This window comes from Streptomyces sp. Ag109_O5-10 (genome assembly GCF_900105755.1).
GTDB lineage: Bacteria > Actinomycetota > Actinomycetes > Streptomycetales > Streptomycetaceae > Streptomyces.
This window is the reverse complement of the sequence record NZ_FNTQ01000001.1, coordinates 2,627,606-2,653,670: the sequence shown is the minus strand read 5'-3', so window position 1 is coordinate 2,653,670 and position 26,065 is coordinate 2,627,606. Positions and strand designations below refer to the sequence as shown.

The following is a 26,065-nucleotide window of genomic DNA, read 5'->3' as shown; positions in this document are numbered from 1 at the left end:
CCTCGGTCGCGCTCACCGCCGCCGCGGGCGGCAGGCGCGGCGCGGGCCGGTGAGCCGAGCAGGGAGTGCACCGCCTGCGACTCCGTGACGCTCGGCAAGTATGACCTCGGCGACGACGTCCGGGGGCGGGAAAAGGGCACCGGCGCCCAGTGCGTCGGGGACGACTCCGCCCCGGGTTCGGCCGCAAGCCGGTGGCAACGACGAGTACCGCTCCGGCATCGCGTCCGGCGCCGAGGTCGTCAAGGGCTCGGGGCGGCTGGACACCACCCCGTACTCCGGCGACATCGGCTGAGAAACGCGTCGGGGCGCTCACCGCGTCAGCCGATCGGACCGCGAGGGCTGGTAGGCGGAGCCCGATTCGGGTACCAACGATCCAGTAGCACTGGTCGGTAACGAACGGTCCCAACAACCCCTTTCGTGGCGAGGTGAGCCGCAATGTCCGCCCCCACCACCAAGAAACCCACCGTCACCGAGCGGGAGGCCCGCCAGGTGGCGGAGGCCGCCCGGGAACAGGACTGGCGCAAGCCCAGTTTCGCCAAGGAACTGTTCCTCGGGCGCTTCCGGCTCGACCTCATCCACCCGCATCCGCTCCCGGCGGACGAGGACGTGCAGCGCGGCGAGGAGTTCCTGGCCCGGCTGCGCGAGTTCTGCGAGACGAAGATCGACTCGGCGCGCATCGAGCGCGAGGCACGCATCCCCGACGAGGTGATCGCCGGTCTGAAGGAACTCGGCGCCCTCGGCATGAAGATCGACACCAAGTACGGAGGCCTCGGCCTCACCCAGGTCTACTACAACCGGGCCCTCTCCCTGGTCGGCTCCGCGAACCCCGCGGTCGGCGCGCTGCTCTCCGCCCACCAGTCGATCGGCGTCCCGCAGCCGCTGAAGATCTTCGGCACCCAGCAGCAGAAGGACGCCTTCCTGCCGCGCTGCGCCCGCACCGACATCTCGGCGTTCCTGCTCACCGAACCGGACGTCGGCTCGGACCCGGCGCGCCTGGCCACCACGGCCGTACCGGACGGGGACGACTACGTCCTCGACGGGGTGAAGCTGTGGACCACCAACGGCGTGGTCGCCGACCTCCTGGTCGTCATGGCCCGCGTCCCCAAGTCGGAGAACAGCAGGGGCGGCATCACGGCCTTCGTGGTCGAGGCGGACTCGCCGGGCATCACCGTCGAGAACCGCAACGCCTTCATGGGCCTGCGCGGCATCGAGAACGGCGTCACCCGCTTCCACCAGGTCCGGGTCCCGGCCGCCAACCGCATCGGCCCCGAGGGCGCGGGCCTCAAGATCGCCCTCACCACCCTCAACACCGGGCGGCTCTCGCTCCCCGCGATGTGCGTCGGCGCCGGCAAGTGGTGCCTGAAGATCGCCCGCGAATGGTCGGCGGCCCGCGAGCAGTGGGGCAAGCCGGTCGCGCTGCACGAGGCGGTCGGCTCCAAGATCAGCTTCATCGCGGCGACCACCTTCGCCCTGGAGGCGGTCGTCGACCTGTCCTCCCAGATGGCCGACGAGAACCGCAACGACATCCGTATCGAGGCCGCCCTCGCCAAGCTCTACGGCTCCGAGATGGCCTGCCTGATGGCCGACGAGCTGGTCCAGATCCGCGGCGGGCGCGGCTTCGAGACGGCCGAGTCGCTGGCGGCCCGCGGCGAACGCGCCGTCCCCGCCGAACAGCTCCTGCGCGACCTGCGCATCAACCGCATCTTCGAGGGCTCCACGGAGATCATGCACCTGCTGATCGCCCGCGAGGCCGTCGACGCCCACCTCTCGGTCGCCGGCGACCTCATCGACCCCGACAAGTCCCTCCAGGACAAGGCGAAGGCGGGCGCCAACGCGGGCGTCTTCTACGCCAAGTGGCTGCCGAAGCTGGTCGCGGGCCCCGGCCAGCTCCCCACGTCGTACGGCGACTTCAAACACGGCGTGGACCTCGCCCCGCACCTGCGCTACGTCGAACGGCACGCCCGCAAGCTGGCCCGCTCCACCTTCTACGCCATGTCCCGCTGGCAGGGCCGGATGGAGACCAAGCAGGGCTTCCTGGGCCGGGTCGTGGACATCGGCGCCGAACTGTTCGCGATGAGCGCGGCCTGCGTACGCGCCGAGCTGCTGCGCCGCCAGGGCGACCACGGCCGCGAGGCCTACCTGCTCGCCGACGCGTTCTGCCGGCAGGCCCGCATCCGCGTCGACGAGCTGTTCACCCGGCTCTGGTCGAACACCGACGACCTGGACCGCAAGGTCGTCAAGGCCGTGCTCGGCGGCTCCTTCGAATGGCTGGAGCAGGGGATCGTCGACCCGTCGGGCGAGGGCCCGTGGATCGCGGACGCGAGCCCCGGGCCGTCCCGGCGGGACAACGTCCGCCGCCCCTTCAAGTAAGGCCGTTCCACCCGGGGGCCCTTCTCACCGGGGCCCCTCTATCGGGCCCCGTCTACCGGGGCCCCCTTCGGTTAGGTCGCTGAAGGAGCGATTCAGCAGTACTTGTCGCTCGGGTCCCGCGTCGTCCAGGAGCAGGAGTCGACCTTGGCGCCACTCGCCTTGGTCAGCGTCGCCGTGTCGCTGGTGTTGTTCCACACGTAGGCGCGGCGGTTCTGGTACTTGTCCGACGCGGTGTCCGTGCCCCGGCCGGTGTGCACCTTCATCGTCTTGTGGGCGCCGATCTTGACGCTCTTGAAGACGTACCGGTGGTTGGACGTGTCCTTCAGGACCCAGCCCTTGAGCGAGACGGCCGAGCCGCCGGTGTTCTTGATCTGCACCCACTCCGCGTTGAGGCTGGAGTTGGAGCGGTTGTCGCTGCCCGGGCTGTCGAACCAGACGTGGTAGATGGTCACGCCCCCGGCCGCCTGTGCCGGGGTGCTGAACACGGTGCCGGTGAGCAGCGCGGCGCCCGCGAGCGCGGGCAGCACGGCGCGTATGGACTTGGTGCGCATGGAGAGATCCCCCCAGGATGTCTTCCGGTCGGGCCGGTCATCCCCGCCGACCCGACAGAAGTGTTATCACATGATCTTCACCTGAATCTCACAAAGGGAATTCCACTCCATACGGCGACAGGAGCCGCTAAGGCGCCCGCGTGCGGCACGCGCTGTCCTCCCGGTCACCGGATGCGGCCACAATGGGGGGATGACCGACAGTCCCGCCAGTCCGGCACCCCTCGCCGACCCGCACCTCGTGTACGACCCGCTCGTGGGCGACGGCCCGAAGGACGTGGTGATCCTCGGCTCCACCGGATCGATCGGCACCCAGGCCATCGACCTCGTCCTGCGCAACCCCGACCGCTTCCGGGTCACCGCCCTCTCCGCCCAGGGCGGCCGGATCGCCCTCCTCGCCGAGCAGGCGCACCGGCTGCGGGTGCGCACCGTCGCGGTCGCCCGCGAGGACGTCGTACCGGCGCTGCGCGAGGCGCTGACGGCGCGCTACGGCCCCGGCGAACCGCTCCCGGAGATCCTCGCCGGACCCGACGCGGCCACCCACGTCGCCGCCTCCGACTGCCACACCGTCCTCAACGGCATCACCGGCTCCATCGGCCTCGCGCCCACCCTCGCCGCCCTGGAGGCGGGCCGCACCCTCGCCCTCGCCAACAAGGAGTCGCTGATCGTCGGCGGCCCGCTGGTCAAGGCGCTCGCCAAGCCCGGCCAGATCATCCCGGTCGACTCCGAGCACGCGGCGCTCTTCCAGTCGCTTGCGGCGGGCACCCGGGCCGACGTCCGCAAGCTGGTCGTCACGGCGTCCGGCGGCCCCTTCCGCGGCCGCACCAAGGCCGACCTGGCGAACGTCACCGTGGAGGACGCGCTCGCCCACCCCACCTGGGCGATGGGACCGGTCATCACGATCAACTCCGCCACCCTGGTCAACAAGGGGCTGGAAGTCATCGAGGCACACCTCCTCTACGACATTCCCTTCGACCGCATTGAGGTGGTCGTGCACCCGCAGTCGTATGTCCACTCGATGGTCGAGTTCACGGACGGATCCACGATCGCGCAGGCGACGCCCCCCGACATGCGAGGGCCGATCGCCATCGGTCTCGGCTGGCCCGAACGGGTCCCCGACGCGGCACCCGCCTTCGACTGGAGCAAGGCCTCCACCTGGGAGTTCTTCCCGCTGGACAACCAGGCCTTCCCGTCCGTGAACCTGGCCCGGCACGTCGGTGAGCTCGCGGGCACCGCGCCGGCGGTGTTCAATGCGGCCAACGAGGAGTGCGTCGAGGCCTTCCGGACCGGTCTGCTGCCCTTCAACGGCATCATGGAGACCGTGACCCGGGTGGTCGAGGAACACGGCACCCCCCGTACGGGAACTTCGCTCACCGTGCCGGACGTACTCGAAGCGGAGACCTGGGCGCGGATCCGGGCCCAGGAACTGACAGCGCAGAAGGCGACCGCGGAGGCGCGTGCATGACAGCCCTGATGATGATCCTCGGCATAGTCGTCTTCGTGATCGGCCTGCTGGTCTCGATCGCCTGGCACGAGCTGGGGCATCTCTCCACCGCCAAGCTCTTCGGCATCCGCGTCCCGCAGTACATGGTCGGCTTCGGCCCGACCATCTGGTCGCGCCGCAAGGGCGACACGGAGTACGGCGTCAAGGCCGTCCCGCTCGGCGGCTACATCCGCATGATCGGCATGTTCCCGCCGGGCGCCGACGGCCGGGTCACGGCCCGCTCCACCTCACCCTGGCGCAGCATGATCGAGGACGCCCGCTCGGCCGCCTTCGAGGAACTCCAGCCAGGCGACGAGACCCGCCTCTTCTACACGCGCGCCCCCTGGAAGCGCGTGATCGTGATGTTCGCGGGCCCCTTCATGAACCTGATCCTCGCGGTCGCGCTCTTCCTCACCATCCTGATGGGCTTCGGCATCAGCCAGCAGACCACCACGGTCAGCTCGGTCTCCCAGTGCGTCATCGCCCAGAGCGAGAACCGCGACACCTGCAAGAAGACCGACGCCGCCTCCCCGGCCGCCGCCGCGGGCCTGAAGGCCGGCGACAAGATCGTCTCCTTCAACGGCGTCAAGACGGACAGCTGGAACCAGCTCTCCGACCTGATCCGCTCCACCCCCGGCAAGGACGTGGCGATCGTCGTCGACCGCAAGGGCCAGGACGTCACCCTGCACGCGAAGATCGCCACCAACCAGGTCGCCAAGAAGGACTCCAGCGGCCAGATCGTCCAGGGCCAGTACGTCACCGCCGGCTTCCTCGGCTTCAGCGCCGCCACCGGCATCGTCCGCCAGGACTTCGGCGAGTCCCTGACCTGGATGGGCGACCGCGTCGGCGAGGCCGTCGACTCGATCGTGAGCCTGCCCGGCAAGATCCCGGCCCTGTGGGACGCGGCCTTCGACGGCGCCCCGCGTCAGGCGGACTCCCCGATGGGCGTGGTCGGCGCGGCCCGCGTCGGCGGCGAGATCTTCACCCTGGACATCCCGCCGACGGAGCAGCTGGCCATGGCCCTGATGCTCGTGGCCGGCTTCAACCTCTCCCTCTTCCTCTTCAACATGCTCCCGCTCCTCCCGCTGGACGGCGGCCACATCGCGGGCGCCCTCTGGGAGTCGCTCCGCCGCAACCTGGCCAGGGTCCTGCGCCGCCCGGACCCGGGCCCGTTCGACGTGGCGAAGCTGATGCCGGTGGCTTATGTGGTGGCCGGGGTCTTCATCTGCTTCACCGTCCTCGTCCTGATCGCTGACGTGGTTAACCCCGTGAAAATCTCGTAGCCACACAGCGTTCGAAGCGGCCCGGAACACTGTGTTCCGGGCCGCTTCCATCGAGTGGGTTTACGGGTGGGGGATGTGCCCGCTCCGGTGCCGGTGCCGTAATCTCGGAGCCTGGAACCCGCTTACGACGGGACCTGGACCTAGATCCACGACTTGGGGTTGCACAGCAGATGACTGCGATTTCTCTCGGCATGCCGTCCGTTCCGACCAAGCTCGCCGAGCGCCGGAAGAGCCGGCAGATCCAGGTCGGCTCCGTGGCGGTCGGCGGGGACGCCCCGGTCTCGGTCCAGTCGATGACCACGACCCGTACGTCCGACATCGGCGCCACCCTCCAGCAGATCGCCGAGCTGACGGCGTCCGGCTGCCAGATCGTGCGGGTGGCCTGCCCGACGCAGGACGACGCGGACGCCCTGGCGACGATCGCCAAGAAGTCGCAGATCCCGGTCATCGCGGACATCCACTTCCAGCCGAAGTACGTCTTCGCCGCGATCGAGGCCGGCTGTGCCGCCGTCCGCGTCAACCCCGGCAACATCAAGCAGTTCGACGACAAGGTCAAGGAGATCGCGGCGGCCGCCAAGGACCACGGCACCCCGATCCGGATCGGCGTCAACGCCGGTTCCCTGGACCGCCGGCTGCTCCAGAAGTACGGCAAGGCGACCCCCGAGGCCCTGGTCGAGTCGGCCCTGTGGGAGGCGTCCCTCTTCGAGGAGCACGACTTCCGGGACATCAAGATCTCGGTCAAGCACAACGACCCGGTCGTGATGATCGAGGCGTACCGGCAGCTCGCCGCCCAGTGCGACTACCCGCTGCACCTCGGCGTCACCGAGGCTGGCCCGGCGTTCCAGGGCACGATCAAGTCGGCCGTCGCCTTCGGCGCCCTCCTCTCCCAGGGCATCGGCGACACGATCCGCGTCTCCCTCTCCGCGCCTCCCGTCGAGGAGGTCAAGGTCGGCAACCAGATCCTGGAGTCCCTCAACCTCAGGCAGCGCGGTCTGGAGATCGTCTCCTGCCCGTCGTGCGGCCGGGCCCAGGTCGACGTCTACAAGCTCGCCGAAGAGGTCACCGCGGGCCTCACCGGCATGGAGGTCCCGCTCCGCGTCGCCGTCATGGGCTGCGTGGTCAACGGCCCCGGTGAGGCCCGTGAGGCCGACCTCGGCGTGGCCTCCGGCAACGGCAAGGGGCAGATCTTCGTCAAGGGCGAGGTCATCAAGACGGTCCCCGAGTCGAAGATCGTCGAGACCCTCATCGAGGAGGCCATGAAGCTGGCCGAGCAGATGGAGGCGGACGGCACGGAGTCGGGGGAGCCGTCGGTGTCGGTGGCGGGCTGAGGCCGTCTTCGGGCGGCGGTCGAGTTTTCTCGCCCCCGCCGCCCCTACCCGTCCCATCCTCAAGAGGCTCGGGCCCCTGACACCCCCACCCAGGGGCTCCGCCCCTGGACCCCGCTCCTCAAACGCCGGAGGGGCTGACTTTTCGGGCTCCGTCCTCGAGCGCCGGAGTGCTGGCGTTTCCGGCGCCGTCCTCGGGTGCTGGAGTGCTGGCGTTTCGTGCTCGGTCCTCGGGTGCCGGAGGGGCTGACTTTTCGGGCTCCGTCCTCGAGCGCCGGAGTGCTGGCGTTTCCGGCGCCGTCCTCGGGTGCTGGAGTGCTGGCGTTTCGTGCTCGGTCCTCGGGTGCCGGAGGGGCTGACTTTTCGGGTCCCGTCCTCGGGTGCTGGAGTGCTGGCGTTTCGTGCTCGGTCCTCGAGCGCCGGAGTGCTGACTTTTCCGGCTGCGTCCTCGAACGCTCGAGGGGCCGACTTCTCAGACCGCGCCCTTGAAAGGCCGGAGAGGCTGGTCGTTCAGCCCGTCCGGCGTTTGAGGACGCGGCCGGAGGCCGGAGCGGGGGGCTGGGGGCGGCAGCCCCCAGGGACGGAAGTGCAGGTAGCGGCCACTTCACAGCAGGCGGGGCGGCACGGCTGAGCTTCCGCAGGTACAGTGCGGAGATCAGCAGAACCCATCAGCGTGAGGCCCCGCACGTGTTGACGCAGACCACCTCACGGGTGCTCGAACCGAGTGACCTGGACGCCGCGCTCGCCGTACTGGACCGCGAGCCGGTCGTGAACGCCTTCGTGACCTCGCGTGTCCAAGTGGCAGGACTCGACCCCTGGCGCCTCGGCGGCGAGATGTGGGGCTGGTACGAGGACGGCATGCTCACGTCCCTCTGCTACGCCGGCGCCAACCTGGTCCCGATCTGCGCCACCCCCCGCGCGGTCCGTGCCTTCGCCGACCGGGCTCGCCGGGCAGGCCGCCGCTGCTCCTCGATCGTCGGCCCCGCCGAGGCCACCGCCCAGTTGTGGCGCCTCCTGGAACCGCACTGGGGCCCCGCCCGCGAGGTGCGCGGCCACCAGCCCCTGATGGTCACCGACCACATGCCCGCCGACATCGCCCCGGATCCGTACGTCCGCCGCATCCGCAAGGACGAGATGGAGACGATCATGCCGGCGTGCGTGGCGATGTTCACGGAAGAGGTGGGCGTCTCCCCGCTGGCCGGCGACGGCGGCCTCCTCTACCAGGCGAGGGTCGCCGAACTCGTCGGCGCAGGCCGCTCGTTCGCCCGGATAGACGACAACGGCAAGGTCGTCTTCAAGGCGGAGATCGGCGCGGCCACGGCCCAGGCCTGCCAGATCCAGGGCGTGTGGGTCGCCCCCGAGTACCGAGGCATGGGCCTGGCGGCCCCCGGCATGGCGGCCGTCCTGCGCTACGCCCTGGCCGACGTCGCGCCTGTGGTGAGTCTCTACGTCAACGACTTCAACACGGCGGCCAGGCGGACCTATCTGCGGGTGGGTTTCCAAGAGGTCGGCGCGTTCATGAGCGTGCTGTTCTGACGGTTCTCTTCCTGACAGGCGCCGGAGGCAACGCCCCCCGAAGAGGCGCGGGGAACCGCGCGACCAGCCACAACGCGCCCGCACCCGGACGACTGCTCTCCGCCCCCTGTACCCTCCCCCCATGTCCCTCGTGATCGGCCCCCTGGACCTCCCCTCCCACGTCGACGAGGCCCTCGCAGTCCAGGCAGTCGCGTTCGGCCTCGGCCCCGACGAGGTGGCGGTCCGCCGCCAGATCGTCCTCCGCCACATGCAGTACCCGGGGGCCAGGGCCCTCGGCGCCACGGAGGGAGGCCGCCTCGTGGGGTTCGTCTACGGCATGCCGAACTCCCGCACCCACTGGTGGTCCACCGTCGTGGAGCCCTACCTCCGTGCCCAGGGCAACGCCGACTGGCTCGACGACTCCTTCGTGATCACCGAGCTGCACGTGCACCCCCGCCACCAGAACCGCGGCGTCGGCCGCCGCCTGATCACGCTCATCACCGACGGCGCCGCCGAGCCCCGCTCGATCCTCTCCGCGATCGACACCGACAGCCCGGCCCGCGGCCTCTACCACTCCCTCGGCTACGTCGACCTCGCCCGCCAGGTGCATTTCCCCAGCGCCCCGAAGCCGTACGCCGTGATGGGCGCGCCCCTCCCGCTCCGCCGCAAGTAGCCCGCGGTAGCCCGTCGTCGTTAACCGATTTCCACCGGCACAGCGTGCCCGGCTAACCTCCTAGCCATCACCCTTTTCCGGCAGGAGTACGAGAACCATGGCGAACGCACCGGTCCAACGCATGTCCCAGTTGATGGCGAAGACGCTGCGTGACGACCCGGCGGACGCCGAGGTCCTCAGCCACAAGCTCCTTGTCCGCGCGGGCTACGTCCGCCGCACCGCTGCCGGCATCTGGTCCTGGCTGCCGCTCGGCCTGAAGGTGCTGTCGAACATCGAGCGGATCGTCCGCGAGGAGATGGACGCGATCGGCGCGCAGGAGGTGCTGCTGCCGGCCCTCCTGCCCCGGGAGCCGTACGAGGCGACCGGCCGCTGGAACGAGTACGGGCAGGAGCTGTTCCGCCTCCAGGACCGCAAGGGCGGCGACTACCTCCTCGGCCCGACCCACGAGGAGATCTTCACCCTGCTGGTGAAGGACCAGGCGTCCTCGTACAAGGACCTGCCGGTCATCCTCTACCAGATCCAGAACAAGTACCGGGACGAGGCCCGTCCGCGCGCCGGCATCCTGCGCGGCCGCGAGTTCCTGATGAAGGACTCCTACTCCTTCGACCTGGACGAGGACGGCCTCGCCAAGTCGTACGCCCTGCACCGCGAGGCCTACCGGCGGATCTTCGAGCGCCTCGGCCTCGACTACCGCATCGTCGCCGCCACCGCGGGCGCGATGGGCGGTTCGAAGTCGGAGGAGTTCCTGGCCCCGGCCGAGGCCGGCGAGGACACCTTCGCCGACTGCCCGAACTGCGACTTCGCGGCCAACACCGAGGCGATCTCGTACCCGCTGAAGCCGGTCGACGCCTCCGGCGTGCCCGCGCTCGAGGAGATCCCGACCCCGGACACCCCGACCATCGAGACCCTCGCCGCGCACCTCGGCGTCCCGGCCTCCGCCACCCTGAAGAACCTGCTGGTGAAGGTCGACGGCGAGATCGTGGCTGTCGGCGTGCCCGGCGACCGCGAGGTCGACCTGGGCAAGGTCGAGGAGCACTTCGCCCCGGCCGCCGTCGAGCTGGTCACCGAGTCCGACTTCGCCGGCCGCCCCGACCTGGTCCGCGGCTACGTCGGCCCGCAGGGACTGGGCGAGAAGGTCAAGTACATCGCCGACCCGCGCATCGCCCCCGGCACGGCCTGGATCACCGGCGCCAACAAGGAGGGCACGCACGCCAAGAACGTCGTGGCGGACCGTGACTTCACCGTCGACGAGTACGTGGACGTCGTGGTCGTGCTGGAGGGCGACCCCTGCCCGAAGTGCGGCACCGGCCTGAAGCTGGACCGCGCCATCGAGATCGGCCACATCTTCCAGCTGGGCCAGAAGTACACCAACGCCCTCAAGCTCGACGTCCTCGGCCAGAACGGCAAGCCGGTCCGCGTGACCATGGGCTCCTACGGCATCGGTGTCTCCCGCGCCGTCGCCGCCCTCGCCGAGCAGACCGCCGACGACAAGGGCCTGGTCTGGTCGCGTGAGGTGGCCCCGGCCGACGTGCACGTCGTGGCGGCCGGCAAGGCACTGCAGACCGAACTCGCCCTGGACGTCTCGGAGAAGCTGCGGGCGGCCGGGCTGCGCGTCCTGGTCGACGACCGGGCCGGGGTCTCCCCGGGCGTGAAGTTCACCGACTCCGAGCTCATCGGCGTACCGCAGATCCTGGTCGCCGGCCGCCGCTCCGGCGAGGGCGTCCTGGAGCTCAAGGACCGCAGGACGGGCGAGCGCGAGGAGCTCACGGTGGACGAGGCGATCGCCCGCCTGACCGCCAGCTGAGCCCCCACTCCCGCCGCAGCGGCCCCCGGTGCCACGCCGGGGGCCGCTGCGGCGTTTCAGGACGCGGCGACCACGGCGGCCCCGGTCAAGGGCGCGGGCGCGGCACGCCGGCTGACCAGCCTCGGCCTGCCCACGGCACCGTCGTCCCCATGCCCGGCCGGGCCCGCCCCGCTCCCGGCCCTGGAGGCGGCGGCGTGACCACCGAAACCCTCTCGTACGCCAAGCACGCCACCGGTGCCGTCGGCCTGGTCCGCAGCGCCCGCACGACGTTCGCGACGGAACTCGACGCCCCACGCGAGCCCGGAGAGCGGCGGCCGGCTGTCCGGTCCTGGCGCTCGGACCGAGGGAGGGCTGAGCGCCCCTTCAGGGGCGCGGGGAACGACGTGACCAGCCCCCGCCGGACCCGCACCCGAGAACGTCAGACCCACCCGGCGAATTCAAGCAACAGCTCCGCATCCTTCGGCCGCCCCACGCGAAGCGCCCGCACACCCGACTCCACCGCCCGGAACAGCGTCCACCCCCGCAGCCGCTCCTGGTCGACCTCCAGGGACTCCGCGAGCCGCTTGATCCGCCGCCGGGTGGTGGACGCCCCGGAGGACGACGCGATGAGATCCTCCACCCGGTCCCGCACCAGCCGCGCCAGATCGAACGCGCACTCCCCGACCACCGGATCCGGCCCCACCGCCAGCCACGGCATCCGCTCCCCGGCCAGCACCTTGCTCTGCCGCAACGTGCCGTGCAGCAGGCGTTGTTCGGGCGGCGCGGTCAGCAACTCCTCCCGGGCCGCGAGCGCCGCCGCCACCAACGGTGCCACCTCGGCGTCACCGGCCGCCGCGGCCATCGCCGCGGCCTGCCGTCCCGTCCGCTCGGCCACGGTCTCGAAGACGTGCTCCCGCGGTGGCGGCACCCAGAGCCGCCGGAGTGTCCCCGCCGCCTCCAGCAGCGCCTTCGCCTCGGGGAGCGACCGCACCGACACCTCGGGATGCAGCCGCTCAAGCAGCAGCACCCCCGCCGGCCCGTCGGCCTCCAGCACCTGCACCGCACCGAGCCCGCCCCAGTGCGCCAGCGCCGCCGCCTCGCTCTCCGGCCGGGCCCGCCGCGGCGCCAGTTTCAGCACGGCAGGCGTGTCGTCCGCCCGCCGCACCAGCAGCACCACACTGCTGCGGCCGCCCGGCACCTGCACCCGCTCCACGGTCAACTCGCGTTGCGCGACGGCCTGTTCCACCGAAGCCGGCAGCTTCTCCAGCCACTCGTCACCGTCCGGCGCCGTCTCACCGAGCGCCCTCACCAGGCGCCTCGGCGGTTCGAAAGCCATACGCGAGTCGTTCCTTTCCTGTTCCAGGTCTCTAGGGGGTGGCCGAGGCAGACAGCGGGGGCGAGGGCGAGGCCGACCCGCCGGCCGCCGCTCCGGAACCCGCCCGTTCGGCGAGCCCAGGGAAGGCTACGCTCTCCCCGCTCCAGCGCACGGCCCGCACCGCGGCCTCGCGCAGCGCGGCCGCCGCCGAACCGCGCCGCTCCCCGGAGGAAGCCCGGACCAGGTCGGAGTACACGTCGGCCACCCGCGCCTCCAGCTCGGCCGCGAGCCGTACGGCCGTGGCGGTGTCCGTGACGGCGAACGGCAGCGCGTACGCGGCGCTCGCGGCGACGGGCGCACCGCCCAGGTCCCGTACCTCACGGACCAGTGCGTCCCGGCCGGCCCGGTGCGCGTCGTACGCCGAGCGTGCCTCGGCCAACCGCTGCCCGCCGATCCGGCCGCCGACGACGCCGTAGCCGTAGACCGCCGCGTGTTCGGCCGCCAGTGCCGCCTGGAGCGCCTTGAGGACGCCCTCCTCCGCCTCGTCGCTCACCGGTCACCCTTCGTCAGCAGATACGCGTGCCCGGCCCCGGCCGCCGCCACGCCGGCCAGCAGCCGGGCGAGCTCGCCCGGCACGTCCAGCAGCGCCCTGGCCCGCTGGTCGGCGAGGCTCCGTTCGGCGGCGGCCAGCGAGGCGAGCGCGGACTTCTCGTCGGCGGGCACGGTCGGCGAGGCCGACGGGGACGCCGTGGGCGAGGGGGAGCCCGTCGCCTTGGGGGAGGCCGTGCCCTCCTCGAACGCCGCGGCGTGCGCCGCCACCTCCGCCCGCAACGGCCGCAACCGCTCCGCGAGCGCGGGATGAACGGCGAGGACGGCGTCGTACTGCCGCAACAGCCCCCGGCTGTCCCGCGCCGCACGCGCGCGTGCCCGCGCGCACACCGATGTACTCCCACCGCTCCCGGCGGTGTCCGAACCGGAGGAGCAGCCCGTCAGCACGGCAGCCGATGCCACCGAAACGATCAGGCTCCTTCTGCGCAACAGCGAGGGGAACGACACGGCAGACGTCCTCAAGGGGGTTCGTACGAACACACGGCCGGACATGCACCCGACCGTGATCACGTTACCCGTGCGCCCCTCGAACTCATGTCACCGGCTCGACAGCCAACTCAAGGGGCGCGGGGAACTGCGCGACAAGCCCCCCTCTGCCCACACCCGGCCGGCAACCTCAGCACCGCCGACCCCCAGGGCGTCCGGTCCCGCCGCCGCGCCCACCCGGACGCAACACCCCCCACGACCCGATACCCTTTGACCAGACACGCGACCCATCCCACAACAGCACACGCGGCCGAGGAGTCACCCGGATGAGCACCACCCAGAGCGAGAGGCTGCGAGAGCTCCTGGAACCGCTCGTCACCTCCCAGGGACTGGATCTCGAAGAGATCGCCGTGGACTCCGTCGGACGCAAGCGTGTGCTGCGCGTCGTCGTCGACTCCGACACCGGGGCGGACCTGGACCAGATCGCCGATGTGAGCCGTGAGCTCTCGGCGAAGCTCGACGAGACGGACGCGATGGGCGAGGGGGAGTACACCCTGGAGGTCGGCACCCCCGGCGCGGAGCGCCGGCTCACGGAGCACCGGCACTACCTGCGCGCAGTGGACCGCCTGGTCAGATTCCAGCTGGCCGAGGGCGGGGAACTGGTCGCCAGAATCCTGGACGTCGACGACGAGGGCCTCGAACTGGAGGTGCCCGGCGTCAAGGGCCGCAAGGCCACCGCCCGCAGACTCGCGTTCGGCGACATCGACAAGGCGCGGGTGCAGGTCGAGTTCAACCGCAAGGACAAGAAGGACATGACGGAAGAGGAGGAGGCGTAGCCGTGGACATCGACATGAGCGCCCTGCGGGGCTTGGTTCGGGAGAAGGAGATCTCCTTCGACCTGCTGGTCGAGGCGATCGAGTCGGCCCTCCTCATCGCCTACCACCGCACCGAGGGAAGCCGCCGCCACGCGCGCGTGGTGCTCGACCGGAACACCGGGCACGTGACCGTGTGGGCGAAGGAGGACCCCGAGGACCTGGAGGAGGGGCAGGAGGCGCGCGAGTTCGACGACACCCCGTCGGACTTCGGGCGGATCGCCGCCACCACCGCCAAGCAGGTGATCCTGCAGCGGCTGCGCGACGCCGAGGACGACGCCACGCTCGGCGAGTACGCGGGCCGCGAGGGCGACATCGTCACCGGCGTGGTCCAGCAGGGCCGCGACCCGAAGAACGTGCTCGTCGACATCGGCAAGCTGGAGGCCATCCTGCCGGTGCAGGAGCAGGTCCCCGGCGAGACCTACCCACACGGGATGCGACTGAGGTCGTACGTCGTACGGGTGGCGAAGGGCGTCCGCGGTCCCTCCGTCACGCTCTCCCGCACCCATCCGAACCTCGTGAAGAAGCTCTTCGCGCTGGAGGTGCCGGAGATCGCCGACGGATCCGTCGAGATCTCCGCCATCGCCCGTGAGGCCGGCCACCGTACGAAGATCGCGGTCCGTTCCACCCGTTCGGGCCTGAACGCCAAGGGCGCCTGCATCGGCCCCATGGGCGGCCGGGTCCGCAACGTCATGGGCGAGCTGAACGGCGAGAAGATCGACATCGTCGACTGGTCGGACGACCCGGCCGAGATGGTGGCGAACGCGCTGTCCCCGGCCCGTGTCTCCAAGGTCGAGGTCGTGGACCTGGCGTCCCGGTCCGCCCGGGTGACCGTGCCGGACTACCAGCTGTCGCTGGCGATCGGCAAAGAGGGGCAGAACGCCCGGCTCGCCGCCCGGCTCACCGGCTGGCGCATCGACATCCGCCCGGACACCGAACAGGCGTCCGAGTAGATCCCCCCTGGCGGGTTCCCGGTGGGGGCCCGCCGGGATTCACTCGGACGAGGGGAATAGTTCCAAGCCGCAGGTCGCTTGGATTACGACAACGGGCGTTCGATCTTTGCCCCGAAGGGGTGAGGTCGGTTCGGGGAGGTAGACTTAGCTGTGTCTGGCCGGACGCATGCCCGTGCATGCCCTGAGCGCACCTGTGTGGGGTGCAGGCAGCGAGCGGCCAAGACCGAACTGCTGCGGATCGTGGCGGTCGAGGACGAATGCGTCCCCGATCCTCGCGGTACGCTGCCCGGCCGGGGTGCATATGTACACCCCGTCCAGGTCTGTCTGGACCAGGCGGTACGCCGCCGGGCACTCCCGCGGGCGCTGCGTGCCCCGGGTCCGCTGGACGTAAAGGCGTTGCGCCGGTACGTCGAGCAGTAACACCGTAAGAAGCGTCGTTCGGAACCTCCGTGCGGCTCTGGTACCCCGCGAGTTGGAAGTAGGTCGAGATTGCGATGAGCACTCGATGAGCACGCGATGAGTACGCCCATGAAGTAGCGACGGTCCGGACGCACCCGGACCTAAAAGGAGCGAAGTGGCTAAGGTCCGGGTATACGAACTCGCCAAGGAGTTCGGGGTTGAGAGCAAGGTCGTCATGGCCAAGCTCCAGGAACTCGGTGAATTCGTCCGTTCGGCGTCCTCGACGATCGAGGCGCCCGTAGTACGCAAGCTGACCGACGCGTTCCAGGGCGGCGGCAAGTCCGCCCCGCGCAAGGCAGCCCCCAGGCCCGCTGCGCCCTCTCCGGCGCAGGCGGCACGTTCGGCTGCCCCCAAGCCCGGCGCCCCGCGTCCGGCCGCCCCGCAGCCGCAGGCTCAGGCCCCGGCGGCCCCCGCGGCTCCGCAGGCGCCGGTGACCCCGGCTCCGGCCCCGGTCACCCCGGCGCCGGCCGCCTCCGGCTCGCGTCCCGTCCCGGGCCCGAAGCCCGCGCCGCGTCCGGCTCCGGCCGCGCCCGAGTTCACCGCCCCGCCGGCGCCTCCGGCCGCCGCGGCGCAGAGCCCGGCCGCCGCGCAGGGTCAGCGTCCGCAGGGCGCCGGTCCCCGTCCGAACCAGGGTGCCCCGCGTCCCGGTGGCCGTCCGGCTCCCGGCCAGCGCGACGCCCGTCCCGGTCAGGGCGCGCCGCGTCCCGGTGGCCAGGCGCCGCGTCCGGGCGGTGCCCGTCCGGCCGGTCCGCGCCCCGGTAACAACCCCTTCACGTCCGGTGGCTCCACCGGCATGGCCCGCCCGCAGGCCCCGCGCCCGCAGGGCGGTGCTCGCCCCGGTGGCCCCGGTGCCCCCGGCGCGGGTCCCCGTCCCCAGGCGCCCGGCGCCCAGGGCGGCGGTCCGCGTCCCCAGGCTCCCGGTGGTTCCCGCCCGAGCCCGTCCGGCATGCCCCGTCCGCAGGGCGGTCCGCGTCCCGGCGGCGGCTCCGCGGGCCCGCGTCCGAACCCCGGCATGATGCCGCAGCGTCCCGCTGCCGGCCCGCGTCCCGGCCCCGGTGGCGGCGGTCGCGGTCCCGGCGGTGCGGGTCGTCCCGGCGGCGCCGGTCGTCCCGGTGGCGGCGGCGGCTTCGCCGGTCGTCCCGGTGGCGGCGGTGGCGCCCGTCCGGGTGGTGGCGGCGGCTTCGCCGGCCGTCCCGGCGGTGCTCCCGGCGGTGGCGGCGGCTTCGGCGGCGGTCCCGGCGGCGGTGGCGGCGGTCGTCCCGGCTTCGGCGGTCGTCCCGGCGGCCCCGGTGGCCGTGGTGGCACGCAGGGCGCCTTCGGTCGTCCCGGTGGTCCCGCGCGTCGTGGTCGCAAGTCGAAGCGGCAGAGGCGCCAGGAGTATGAGGCCATGCAGGCCCCGAGCGTCGGCGGCGTGATGCTGCCTCGCGGCAACGGCGAGACCATTCGCCTGTCGCGCGGTGCCTCCCTCACCGACTTCGCCGAGAAGATCAACGCCAACCCGGCGTCGCTCGTCGCGGTGATGATGAACCTGGGCGAGATGGTCACGGCCACGCAGTCCGTCTCCGACGAGACCCTGCAGCTCCTCGCCGGCGAGATGAACTACCAGGTTCAGATCGTCAGCCCGGAGGAGGAGGACCGCGAGCTTCTCGAGTCCTTCGACATCGAGTTCGGCGAGGACGAGGGCGACGAGGAGGACCTGGTGGTCCGCCCGCCGGTCGTCACCGTCATGGGTCACGTCGACCACGGCAAGACCCGACTGCTCGACGCCATCCGCAAGACGAACGTCATCGCGGGCGAGGCCGGCGGCATCACCCAGCACATCGGTGCCTACCAGGTCTCGACCGAGGTCAACGACGAAGAGCGCAAGATCACCTTCATCGACACCCCGGGTCACGAGGCGTTCACCGCCATGCGTGCCCGTGGTGCGAAGTCGACCGACATCGCGATCCTGGTCGTCGCGGCCAACGACGGCGTCATGCCGCAGACGGTCGAGGCGCTCAACCACGCGAAGGCGGCCGACGTCCCGATCGTCGTCGCGGTCAACAAGATCGACGTCGAGGGCGCCGACCCGACCAAGGTGCGCGGTCAGCTGACCGAGTACGGCCTGGTGGCCGAGGAGTACGGCGGCGACACCATGTTCGTCGACATCTCCGCCAAGCAGGGTCTGCACATCGACTCGCTGCTGGAGGCCGTGGTCCTCACCGCGGACGCCTCGCTCGACCTGCGGGCCAACCCGCACCAGGACGCGCAGGGTATTTCCATCGAGTCCCGTCTCGACCGCGGCCGCGGTGCCGTGGCGACGGTCCTCGTCCAGCGAGGCACCCTGCGGGTCGGCGACACGATGGTCGTGGGCGACGCCTACGGTCGCGTCCGCGCCATGCTCGACGACAACGGCAACAACGTCGCCGAGGCCGGCCCCTCCACGCCGGTCCAGGTCCTGGGTCTGACCAACGTCCCGGGCGCCGGTGACAACTTCCTCGTGGTCGAGGAGGACCGTACGGCCCGCCAGATCGCCGAGAAGCGTGCCGCCCGCGAGCGCAACGCGGCCTTCGCGAAGCGGACGCGCCGCGTCTCCCTCGAGGACCTGGACAAGGTGCTCAAGGCCGGCGAGGTCCAGCAGCTCAACCTCATCATCAAGGGTGACGCTTCTGGTTCCGTCGAGGCCCTGGAGTCCTCCCTGCTCCAGCTGGACGTCGGCGAAGAGGTCGACATCCGCGTCCTGCACCGCGGCGTCGGTGCGGTCACGGAGTCCGACATCGACCTGGCGATGGGCTCGGACGCCATCGTGATCGGCTTCAACGTCCGCGCGGCCGGCCGCGCGGCGCAGATGGCCGAGCGCGAGGGCGTGGACGTCCGGTACTACTCGGTCATCTACCAGGCGATCGAGGAGATCGAGGCGGCCCTCAAGGGCATGCTCAAGCCGGAGTTCGAGGAGGTCGAGCTCGGTACGGCGGAGATCCGCGAGGTCTTCAAGTCGTCCAAGCTGGGCAACATCGCCGGTGTCCTCATCCGCTCGGGCGAGGTCAAGCGCAACACGAAGGCCCGCCTCGTCCGCGACGGCAAGGTCATCGCGGAGAACCTCAACATCGAGGGCCTGCGCCGCTTCAAGGACGACGTCACCGAGATCCGCGAAGGCTACGAGGGTGGTATCAACCTCGGAAACTTCAACGACATCAAGATCGACGACGTCATCGCGACGTACGAGATGCGCGAGAAGCCGCGGGTGTAACGCCCACGGTTGGGGCCGGCCGACGGGACTTCGGTACCGTCGGCCGGCACGTTTCCCGCCGGGAGACGCCCGCCACGGGGCTCCGCCCCGGACTCCGGGCCTCCGCCCACCCACCACCCGACTCGGTTCGGTCGGCCAGAAGGAACCGTCTCGGTTTGGCGAACAGGTACCGCCCTAGGGGGTACCTTTTCCGCTCACCGAGTCGAGTGGTGGGTGGGCGGGGCCGGGGTCCGGGGCGGAGCCCCGTGGCGGCGCCTCTCCAGCGGACCCGGTCGGGTGAGGGGGCGGGAGGCTCCCGGGGTCCGGGGCAGCGCCCCGTGACGGCTGGGGAAAGTCGGTCGAGCCCCCGGCAGGGACGGGGTACCGTTCCTGACAGGGCCATCGATCCCGTACCGGCGGGTTAACCGGATACATACATGTACGTGGGGACCCTGTCCTTCGACCTCCTCCTCGGCGACATCCACTCGCTCAAGGAGAAGCGCTCCGTCGTCCGCCCGATCGTCGCCGAGCTCCAGCGGAAGTACGCCGTGAGCGCGGCCGAGGTGGACCACCTGGACCTTCACCGCAGGGCCGGCATCGGCCTCGCCATGGTCTCCGGCGACGCCGCGCACCTCACCGACGTACTCGACCGGTGCGAACGGCTGGTCGCCGGCCGCCCCGAGGTGGAACTGCTGTCCGTCAGACGGCGCTTCCACGGCGACGACGACTAGACCTGAGACCTGAGAACGACAAGAAGAAAGAACGGGAGACGGACCAGTGGCCGACAACGCGCGGGCTAAGAGGCTGGCGGACCTCATCCGAGAGGTGGTGGCCCAGAAGCTGCAGCGCGGGATCAAGGACCCGCGGCTCGGCACCCACGTCACCATCACGGACACCCGGGTCACGGGTGACCTCAGGGAGGCGACCGTCTTCTACACGGTGTACGGCGACGAGGAGGAGCGGAAGGCGGCGGCCGCCGGTCTGGAGAGTGCCAAGGGCATCCTCCGGTCCGAGGTCGGCCGTGCCGCCGGCGTGAAGTTCACGCCCACCCTCGCCTTCGTGGCGGACGCCCTCCCGGACACCGCCCGCAACATCGAGGACCTCCTCGACCGCGCGCGCCAGTCCGACGCGAAGGTCCGCGAGGCCTCGGCGGGCGCCGCCTACGCAGGTGAGGCCGACCCGTACAGGAAGCCGGGCGAGGACGACGCCGACGAGACGGACGACACCGCCGAATGACCAGCAAGCCCACCCCGCCCGACGGCCTCGTCATCGTCGACAAGCCGTCGGGCTTCACCTCGCACGACGTCGTCGCCAAGATGCGGGGCATCGCCCGCACCCGGCGCGTCGGGCACGCCGGCACCCTCGACCCCATGGCCACGGGTGTCCTCGTCCTCGGCGTCGAGCGGGCCACCAAGCTCCTCGGGCACCTCGCCCTCACCGAGAAGGAGTACCTGGGGACGATCCGCCTCGGGCAGAACACGGTCACGGACGACGCCGAGGGCGAGATCACCTCGTCCACCGACGCCTCCGAGGTCACCCGCGAGGCCGTCGACGCCGGAATCGCCAAGCTGACCGGCGCCATCATGCAGGTCCCGTCCAAGGTCAGCGCCATCAAGATCGACGGCGTCCGGTCGTACAAGCGCGCCCGGGACGGCGAGGACTTCGACATCCCGGCCCGCCCGGTGACCGTGTCGTCGTTCGCCGTGTACGACGTCCGGGACGCCGTCGCCGAGGACGGCACCGCCGTCCTCGACCTGGTCGTCTCCGTCGTCTGCTCCTCCGGCACCTACATCCGCGCGCTCGCCCGCGACCTCGGCGCCGACCTGGGCGTCGGCGGCCACCTCACCGCGCTGCGCCGCACCCGCGTCGGACCGTACAAGCTGGACTCCGCGCGCACCCTCGACCAGCTCCAGCAGGAGCTGACCGTGATGCCGATCGCGGAGGCGGCGGGCGCCGCGTTCCGCCGCTGGGACGTCGACGAGCGGCGGGCCCGGCTGCTCACCAACGGCGTGCGCCTGGAGATGCCCGACGAGTACGCGGGCACCGGCCCCGTGGCCGTGTTCGACCCCGAGGGCCGCTTCCTGGCACTCGTCGAGGAGCAGAAGGGCAAGGCGAAGAGCCTCGCCGTCTTCACCTGAGCCGTCCGGAACCTGCCCGTGGAGCGGCGACCACGGGGTCTGGCGCCGCCGCCGCTCCACGGTCCCCCCTCGGTTCCCCCACCCCTAGGGTGTATCCACCCGCCCCGGGCTATTCACCCGACCGAGCAGGCGCTCGGAGTGAACCGGGGGAGCGGAGGGGGGCGCGTTCACCGCCTGCTCTGTCCCGCTGATCATTTCGCGCCTACGGTCGAAGACAGCCCGGGACAAAGGGCACGGGTGGACGGGCGGGGAGGTTCGATCATGGCGGGACGGGGCCCGCGGACCGGGAGCGGCCGCCGCATGGCGGAGGCTGCGCGGGAGACGGTGCGGGAGTGGGGGCCGGAGCTGGACGAACGGCTGGTCCGGATCCGGGACCTCGCCGGGCGCCCGCGCGGCACCGGTTTCCTGGCCGATCACCACGGGACGCTCATCACCAGCCACGAGGCCGTCGACGGCCTGGCCCGGATCGTGCTGCACGCGGCCGGGGACCGCACCTGCGTGGTCGGCTCGGACGCCGTCGTCCCACTGCCCGCCCACGACCTGGCCCTGGTCCGCACCGAGGGCCTCGCCGTGGACCCGCTCCCGATCACCGTACGGGAGCGCATCCCGGCCGGTGCCTACGTGCGCATCGCCGCCGACCGCTGGCGCGAGGCCCGCGTACTGGCCGCGACGCAGGTGACGTACACCGCCACCGACCGCTTCCACCTGCTCGAGGACGCCCTGGAGCTGGCGATCGGCACAGCGGGCCGGGACGCCCTGCGGCTGGGCGGCGGCGCGGCCGGCGGCCCGGTCCTGGACGCGGAGACCGGCGCGGTCCTGGCCGTCCTCGGCACCGCCCTCCAGTCCGGCCAGCGCGACGTGGGCTTCGCCGTCCCCCTCCACCGCACCGGCAGCGGCCCCCTCGCCGACCTCCTGGCCACCAACGCGGCCACGGTTCCCGCCTACGGCATCGACCTCAACCTTGCGGGCGTACTCGAACTGACAGCGACCTCAGTGGGCCAGGACGGCCCTCCGGGAGCCCTGGCCGGCTACGTGGGCCGCACCCCTCCCCACATGACAGCGCCCCGAAGGGGCGCGGGGAACCGCGCGACCAGCCCCTGCGCACCCGCAGTCGCCCCACCACCTTTCATGGCACTCACCGGCGAACTCACCGACCCCGTGCAACCGGTCGAACGCTCGGTCACCTCAGCGGAACTGTCGGCCTTCGCCGAAGGCACCGGCACCGATGCCGGCACCGGAAAGCCCGCGGCCACTGTCCTGGCCCTGGTCGGCGCCCCCGGCACCGGCCGCACCACCGAGCTCGCCGCACTCGCCGCCCGTCGCGCCCGCGAAGCGACCCCCGCTCCCACCCTCTGGCTCCGCGGCGCCGACCTCAGGGACGCCGACGACTCCGTCGCCGCCGCGGCCCGCCGCTCCCTGGAGCGCGCGGTCCGGATCGTCGCGGCCTCCCGCTCCCAACTACCCGGTGACCTCGGCGAGTTGACCGTGGAGCGGCTGGCCAGGCGGGCGGCCTGCGCCGGCCGCCCGCTGCTCCTGCTGCTCGACGGCCCCGAGGAGATGCCCCCGGTCCTCGCCCACCGGCTCCCCGCCTGGACCGAGGGCACCGCCGACTGGCTGCGCGACACCGGCGCCCGCCTGCTGCTGGCCTGCCGCGAGGAGTACTGGGAGCAGGCCGGCACCGAGTTCCCGCCCGAGCTGCTGCACCAGGGCACCGGCGATCCCGCCTGCGTCCGGCTGACCGACCTCACCCCCGACGAGGCCCACCGCGCCCGCTCCCGCTACGGCATCCCCGACGGCGCCCTCATCAAACGCGACGCCCGGCACCCGCTCACCCTGCGCTTGCTCTGCGAGGTCCGGGCCGCCCTCCCGGACGCCCCGGACGACGGCGACCCGCTCGACCGGCACGACGTCCTCGCCGCCTACCTCGACCTGATGTGCCTGCGCATCGCGGTCCGCCTGGCCGCCGAGAACGGCCTGCGCGGCACGGCCGTACGACGGCTCGCCGCCCGGGTCTCCGGGCAGGTGCACGAGGCCGCCAGGCGCAGTCTCGGTCCCGGGCAGGGAGAGCTGGACCGGGAGTCGTTCGAAGCTGTGTTCCCCTGGGGACCCGTCCCGGCCCACCTCGGCGGCGGCTCCGGCTGGGCCTCCGCCGTGCTCACCGAGGGCCTGCTGGTGCCCGCGGGCGGCGGCTACCGATTCGCCCACGAAGAGCTCGCGGACTGGATCCAGGGCATGCACCTGGACCTGGACGAGGCCCTGCACGCCCTCGTCCACCGCCCCCGCAGCCCCCTGGGCGCCCACCCGCTGCCCGTCCCGCACCACAGGGTCGGCCCGGTCGTCCAGGCCCTGCTGCTCCTCGACCGCGAGTACGGGCCCGCCCGACTCGCGCCGCGGCTCGACGAGTTGGCGCACGCCCTCGACCTGGACCCCGGCTCCTGGTGGGCCGCGCGCCTGCTCGCCCAGACCCTGCTGCGGCTGCCCGACGCGACCCCGTACACCGGGGTGCTGCGGCTGCTCGCCGACCGGGTCGTGGGCCGGCAGCGCACCGCGCCCCCGGAGTTCGGCCCGGACTTCTGGACCGAGCTCGCCCTCCCGGACATCGACCGCTTCGATCTGCTGCGCAGGCTCGTCCTCGCCGACGAGCCGCTGCCGGAGACCGTCGGCATCAGCCGCTTCGGACCCCGGCCGACCCGTCCGCCCACCCCGCCGACCGCCCCTCCGCCCACCCGCCCGTCGACGGAGGACCCGGACGGCACCGCCCCCCGCTACCTGGACGCCGTGGCCCGGCTGCTGGCCGCCGACCCCGTCGCCGTACAGCCGTGTCTCACCCGCTGGTTCGACGACGAGCGGCCGCTGCCCGCGATGCCGCACGCCACCGTGGCGACGGCGGCCCAGGCGCTGCTGCACACCCACCGGCACCGGGCCCTGGACGAGCTGACCGAGGTGCTGGTGGACGCGGCGCACCGGCGCGGCGACGAACTGCTCGCCGTGCTGGCCGAGGACGAGCCGTCGGCGGTGTGCCGGGCCGTGGACCGCTGGGCGCACGACGAGCGCCCGGCCCGCCGGGTGGCCGCCGTGGTCCACGGGCTGCGCACCGCCCCGCACGTGCACAGCGAACCCGACCGCGAACTGCTCCGCTACGCCGCCCTCGCCCTGCTCGCCCGCCCCGCCGACTGCACCCTGCACGGCGGCGCCCTGGCCCTGCTGGTCCGCGATCCGGTGACCCGCGCCCGCCATCTCCCGCAGGCGCTGCGCCACTTCGCCGACGGCGACCACCAGCTCACCCCCGCCGCCCTGCTCCCCGCCCTCGCCACCCACTCCGACGAGGTCCTGGAGGCCTTCCGCGCGCGGCTGCGCGGACCGGAGGCGGGTCAGGTGCTGCGCACCCTAGCCCACGTCACCGCGCCCGCCCTCGCCCAGCGGGTCACCGAGCTGGTCCTGGAGGCCGCCGCGCTGCGGCCGGAGCTGGCCGGGCAGGTGGCCGGGTTCGTCGAGCGCCGCCTGGACCAGGGCGCCGAGTCCCGTACCGTCCTGCTGCCGCTGGTCACCGAGTTGCTCGACGAAGGTCCCGAGCCGGTCCGGGCGGCCCTCGCGACCGTCCTCGGCGCGGCCGGTACCCTCGCCTCGCGACCGCTGCGCCAGGAACTCCTGGAGTTCCTGCTGGACCGGGAGCGCGACCCGGGCGTCCTGGACGCGCTGCTGCACGCGGCCGCCGCGCAGCGCGAGGACGACGGCGACGGGATGCGCGAGCTGGTCAGGCGCACCGGACTGCTGCTGGTCCGCACCCCGGACGGGGCGACCCGGTTCGACCGGGGGCTGGTCGACCTGGGCCGGCACGTCCCCGGATTCGCCGCCCTGATGGCCCGCTGGCTCACCGACACCCCGCAGGAGTGGGCCGCGGTCGTCGGGCCCAGCACCCGCCGCATGCTGGGAAACCTCGCGGGCGTCCGGGTCCCGGCATGAGCGCGGACACGTGCGCCCGGTCACAGCGACCGTGCCGGTGTGAGACAGGTCCGGCAAACATGGCACCCTTAGACCTGCGTAAGACGGACAACGGACACAGGTTCGAGGAGCGGACACAGTGCAGCGCTGGCGTGGCTTGGAGGACATCCCCGAGGGCTGGGGGCGCAGCGTCGTCACCATCGGGTCCTACGACGGTGTGCACCGCGGTCACCAGCTGATCATCCGGCATGCCGTGGACCGCGCGCGTGAGCTGCGCATCCCGGCCGTCGTCGTCACCTTCGACCCGCACCCCAGCGAGGTCGTCCGCCCCGGCAGCCATCCGCCGCTGCTCGCCCCGCACCACACACGGGCGGAGCTGATGGCGGAGCTGGGCGTGGACGCGGTCCTGATCCTGCCCTTCACCACCGAGTTCTCGAAGCTGTCGGCCGCCGACTTCGTGGTGAAGGTCCTGGTCGACAAGTTGCACGCCAAGGCGGTCGTCGAGGGTCCCAACTTCCGCTTCGGCCACAAGGCCGCGGGCAACGTCGAGTTCCTCGTCGAGCAGGGCAAGGTGTACGACTTCGAGGTCGAGGTCGTCGACCTGTTCGTGCGCGGGGAGGCGGGCGGCGGCGAGCCGTTCTCCTCGACCCTGACCCGGCGCCTGGTCGCCGAGGGCGACATGGCGGGCGCCCGCGAGATCCTGGGCCGCCCGCACCGGGTCGAGGGCGTGGTCGTGCGCGGCGCCCAGCGCGGCCGCGAGCTGGGCTTCCCCACGGCCAACGTGGAGACCCTCCCGCACACCGCGATCCCCGCCGACGGCGTCTACGCCGGCTACCTGCACGCGCAGGGCGAGGTGATGCCGGCCGCGATCTCCGTCGGCACCAACCCGCAGTTCGACGGCACCGAGCGCACGGTGGAGGCGTACGCCATCGACCGCGTGGGCCTCGACCTGTACGGCCTGCACGTCGCCGTCGACTTCCTGGCCTACGTCCGCGGCCAGGCCAAGTTCGAGTCCCTCGACGCCCTGCTCGAGCAGATGGGCGAGGACGTCAAGCGCTGCCGGGAGCTGGTGGCGGCCGAGAACGCCTGATCAGGCCGAGAGTCCAGCAGAGGCGTGACGCCGAAGGGCGGCCGGTGCGCAGAGGCACCGGCCGCCCTTCGGC

At 72.1% G+C, this 26,065-nt stretch carries 21 protein-coding genes; 17 read left to right on the top strand and 4 right to left on the bottom strand.

All coding sequences use genetic code 11. From position 1 onward, the window contains the following. Positions 1-100 precede the first annotated feature (100 nt). Positions 101-292, top strand: a complete 192-nt coding sequence (locus tag BLW82_RS12060) for a hypothetical protein (RefSeq protein WP_093498787.1) — start codon at positions 101-103, stop codon at positions 290-292. 143 nt (positions 293-435) lie between these two features. Beyond that, complete coding sequence (locus BLW82_RS12055) at positions 436-2,370, top strand: acyl-CoA dehydrogenase family protein (RefSeq protein ID WP_093498786.1); 1,935 nt, start codon at positions 436-438, stop codon at positions 2,368-2,370. A 92-nt stretch (positions 2,371-2,462) separates the two neighbouring features. Here the strand turns inward: BLW82_RS12055 and BLW82_RS12050 are convergent, their stop codons facing one another. Then, positions 2,463-2,921, bottom strand: coding sequence for a lamin tail domain-containing protein (locus BLW82_RS12050; RefSeq protein ID WP_093498785.1), 459 nt, complete (start codon positions 2,919-2,921; stop codon positions 2,463-2,465). Positions 2,922-3,111: 190 nt separating this feature from the next. Between BLW82_RS12050 and dxr the strand changes: the two genes are divergently transcribed. From dxr to BLW82_RS12020, 6 genes are all read left to right on the top strand, one after another. Beyond that, positions 3,112-4,383, top strand: a complete 1,272-nt coding sequence (gene dxr, locus BLW82_RS12045; protein ID WP_093498784.1) for a 1-deoxy-D-xylulose-5-phosphate reductoisomerase — start codon at positions 3,112-3,114, stop codon at positions 4,381-4,383. An 8-nt stretch (positions 4,384-4,391) separates the two neighbouring features. Beyond that, a complete protein-coding gene (locus tag BLW82_RS12040) occupies positions 4,392-5,684 on the top strand; it encodes a M50 family metallopeptidase (protein WP_177233283.1) in 1,293 nt (430 codons plus the stop codon). A 170-nt stretch (positions 5,685-5,854) separates the two neighbouring features. Next, entirely contained in the window at positions 5,855-7,012 is a 1,158-nt protein-coding gene (ispG, locus tag BLW82_RS12035) for a flavodoxin-dependent (E)-4-hydroxy-3-methylbut-2-enyl-diphosphate synthase (RefSeq protein ID WP_093498782.1), read from the top strand. A gap of 684 nt (positions 7,013-7,696) precedes the next feature. Further along, the gene (locus tag BLW82_RS12030) at positions 7,697-8,545 is read left to right on the top strand and encodes a GNAT family N-acetyltransferase (protein WP_093498781.1); all 849 of its coding nucleotides are present in this window, start codon (positions 7,697-7,699) and stop codon (positions 8,543-8,545) included. 121 nt (positions 8,546-8,666) lie between these two features. After that, positions 8,667-9,197 (top strand): GNAT family N-acetyltransferase, encoded by a 531-nt coding sequence (locus BLW82_RS12025; protein ID WP_093498780.1) that lies wholly within the window; start codon positions 8,667-8,669, stop codon positions 9,195-9,197. A gap of 97 nt (positions 9,198-9,294) precedes the next feature. Then, complete coding sequence (locus tag BLW82_RS12020) at positions 9,295-11,001, top strand: proline--tRNA ligase (RefSeq protein WP_093498779.1); 1,707 nt, start codon at positions 9,295-9,297, stop codon at positions 10,999-11,001. Positions 11,002-11,419: 418 nt separating this feature from the next. Here BLW82_RS12020 and BLW82_RS12015 read toward each other — a convergent pair whose 3' ends face one another. From BLW82_RS12015 to BLW82_RS12005, 3 genes are read right to left on the bottom strand one after another with little or no spacing between them, the layout of a single operon-like run. Then, positions 11,420-12,316, bottom strand: a complete 897-nt coding sequence (locus BLW82_RS12015) for an aminoglycoside phosphotransferase family protein (RefSeq protein WP_093498778.1) — start codon at positions 12,314-12,316, stop codon at positions 11,420-11,422. 31 nt (positions 12,317-12,347) lie between these two features. Next, on the bottom strand, positions 12,348-12,848 hold the full coding sequence (locus BLW82_RS12010; RefSeq protein WP_093498777.1) for a ferritin-like domain-containing protein: 501 nt from the start codon (positions 12,846-12,848) through the stop codon (positions 12,348-12,350). Next, positions 12,845-13,396, bottom strand: coding sequence for a hypothetical protein (locus BLW82_RS12005; RefSeq protein WP_093508010.1), 552 nt, complete (start codon positions 13,394-13,396; stop codon positions 12,845-12,847). Before BLW82_RS12005 ends, BLW82_RS12010 begins: the two co-directional genes overlap by 4 nt. Before the next feature lie 260 nt (positions 13,397-13,656). On the opposite strand from BLW82_RS12005, the gene rimP reads away from it, so the two are divergent. From rimP to BLW82_RS11955, 9 genes are all read left to right on the top strand, one after another. Next, entirely contained in the window at positions 13,657-14,166 is a 510-nt protein-coding gene (rimP, locus tag BLW82_RS11995) for a ribosome maturation factor RimP (RefSeq protein WP_093498776.1), read from the top strand. Between the two features lie 2 nt (positions 14,167-14,168). Then, positions 14,169-15,155, top strand: a complete 987-nt coding sequence (nusA, locus tag BLW82_RS11990) for a transcription termination factor NusA (protein WP_093498775.1) — start codon at positions 14,169-14,171, stop codon at positions 15,153-15,155. 150 nt (positions 15,156-15,305) lie between these two features. Then, a complete protein-coding gene (locus tag BLW82_RS11985) occupies positions 15,306-15,575 on the top strand; it encodes a YlxR family protein (protein ID WP_093498774.1) in 270 nt (89 codons plus the stop codon). Between the two features lie 154 nt (positions 15,576-15,729). Next, positions 15,730-18,843 carry a translation initiation factor IF-2 gene (gene infB / locus BLW82_RS11980; protein WP_093498773.1) on the top strand — a complete coding sequence of 1,038 codons (3,114 nt, stop codon included), beginning with the start codon at positions 15,730-15,732 and terminating at the stop codon, positions 18,841-18,843. Between the two features lie 416 nt (positions 18,844-19,259). After that, positions 19,260-19,553, top strand: coding sequence for a DUF503 domain-containing protein (locus BLW82_RS11975; RefSeq protein WP_046732584.1), 294 nt, complete (start codon positions 19,260-19,262; stop codon positions 19,551-19,553). Between the two features lie 46 nt (positions 19,554-19,599). After that, positions 19,600-20,058 (top strand): 30S ribosome-binding factor RbfA, encoded by a 459-nt coding sequence (rbfA, locus tag BLW82_RS11970; RefSeq protein ID WP_093498772.1) that lies wholly within the window; start codon positions 19,600-19,602, stop codon positions 20,056-20,058. Continuing rightward, a complete protein-coding gene (gene truB, locus BLW82_RS11965) occupies positions 20,055-20,960 on the top strand; it encodes a tRNA pseudouridine(55) synthase TruB (protein WP_093498771.1) in 906 nt (301 codons plus the stop codon). The genes rbfA and truB overlap by 4 nt, the downstream gene beginning before the upstream one ends. Before the next feature lie 261 nt (positions 20,961-21,221). After that, positions 21,222-24,923 carry a trypsin-like peptidase domain-containing protein gene (locus BLW82_RS11960; protein WP_093498770.1) on the top strand — a complete coding sequence of 1,234 codons (3,702 nt, stop codon included), beginning with the start codon at positions 21,222-21,224 and terminating at the stop codon, positions 24,921-24,923. Between the two features lie 118 nt (positions 24,924-25,041). Further along, positions 25,042-25,992, top strand: a complete 951-nt coding sequence (locus tag BLW82_RS11955; RefSeq protein ID WP_093498769.1) for a bifunctional riboflavin kinase/FAD synthetase — start codon at positions 25,042-25,044, stop codon at positions 25,990-25,992. The last annotated feature ends 73 nt before the right edge of the window (positions 25,993-26,065 follow it).

Excerpts from the sequence above, each read along its gene's own strand:
- BLW82_RS12060 (WP_093498787.1), top strand. The coding sequence starts at position 101 with ATGACCTCGGCGACGACGTCCGGGGGCGGGAAAAGGGCACCGGCGCCC.
- BLW82_RS12055 (WP_093498786.1), top strand. The coding sequence starts at position 436 with ATGTCCGCCCCCACCACCAAGAAACCCACCGTCACCGAGCGGGAGGCC.
- BLW82_RS12050 (WP_093498785.1), bottom strand. The coding sequence starts at position 2,921 with ATGCGCACCAAGTCCATACGCGCCGTGCTGCCCGCGCTCGCGGGCGCC.
- dxr (WP_093498784.1), top strand. The coding sequence starts at position 3,112 with ATGACCGACAGTCCCGCCAGTCCGGCACCCCTCGCCGACCCGCACCTC.
- BLW82_RS12040 (WP_177233283.1), top strand. The coding sequence starts at position 4,392 with ATGATGATCCTCGGCATAGTCGTCTTCGTGATCGGCCTGCTGGTCTCG.
- ispG (WP_093498782.1), top strand. The coding sequence starts at position 5,855 with ATGACTGCGATTTCTCTCGGCATGCCGTCCGTTCCGACCAAGCTCGCC.
- BLW82_RS12025 (WP_093498780.1), top strand. The coding sequence starts at position 8,667 with ATGTCCCTCGTGATCGGCCCCCTGGACCTCCCCTCCCACGTCGACGAG.
- BLW82_RS12020 (WP_093498779.1), top strand. The coding sequence starts at position 9,295 with ATGGCGAACGCACCGGTCCAACGCATGTCCCAGTTGATGGCGAAGACG.
- BLW82_RS12015 (WP_093498778.1), bottom strand. The coding sequence starts at position 12,316 with ATGGCTTTCGAACCGCCGAGGCGCCTGGTGAGGGCGCTCGGTGAGACG.
- BLW82_RS12005 (WP_093508010.1), bottom strand. The coding sequence starts at position 13,396 with ATGTCCGGCCGTGTGTTCGTACGAACCCCCTTGAGGACGTCTGCCGTG.
- rimP (WP_093498776.1), top strand. The coding sequence starts at position 13,657 with ATGAGCACCACCCAGAGCGAGAGGCTGCGAGAGCTCCTGGAACCGCTC.
- BLW82_RS11975 (WP_046732584.1), top strand. The coding sequence starts at position 19,260 with ATGTACGTGGGGACCCTGTCCTTCGACCTCCTCCTCGGCGACATCCAC.
- truB (WP_093498771.1), top strand. The coding sequence starts at position 20,055 with ATGACCAGCAAGCCCACCCCGCCCGACGGCCTCGTCATCGTCGACAAG.
- BLW82_RS11960 (WP_093498770.1), top strand. The coding sequence starts at position 21,222 with ATGGCGGGACGGGGCCCGCGGACCGGGAGCGGCCGCCGCATGGCGGAG.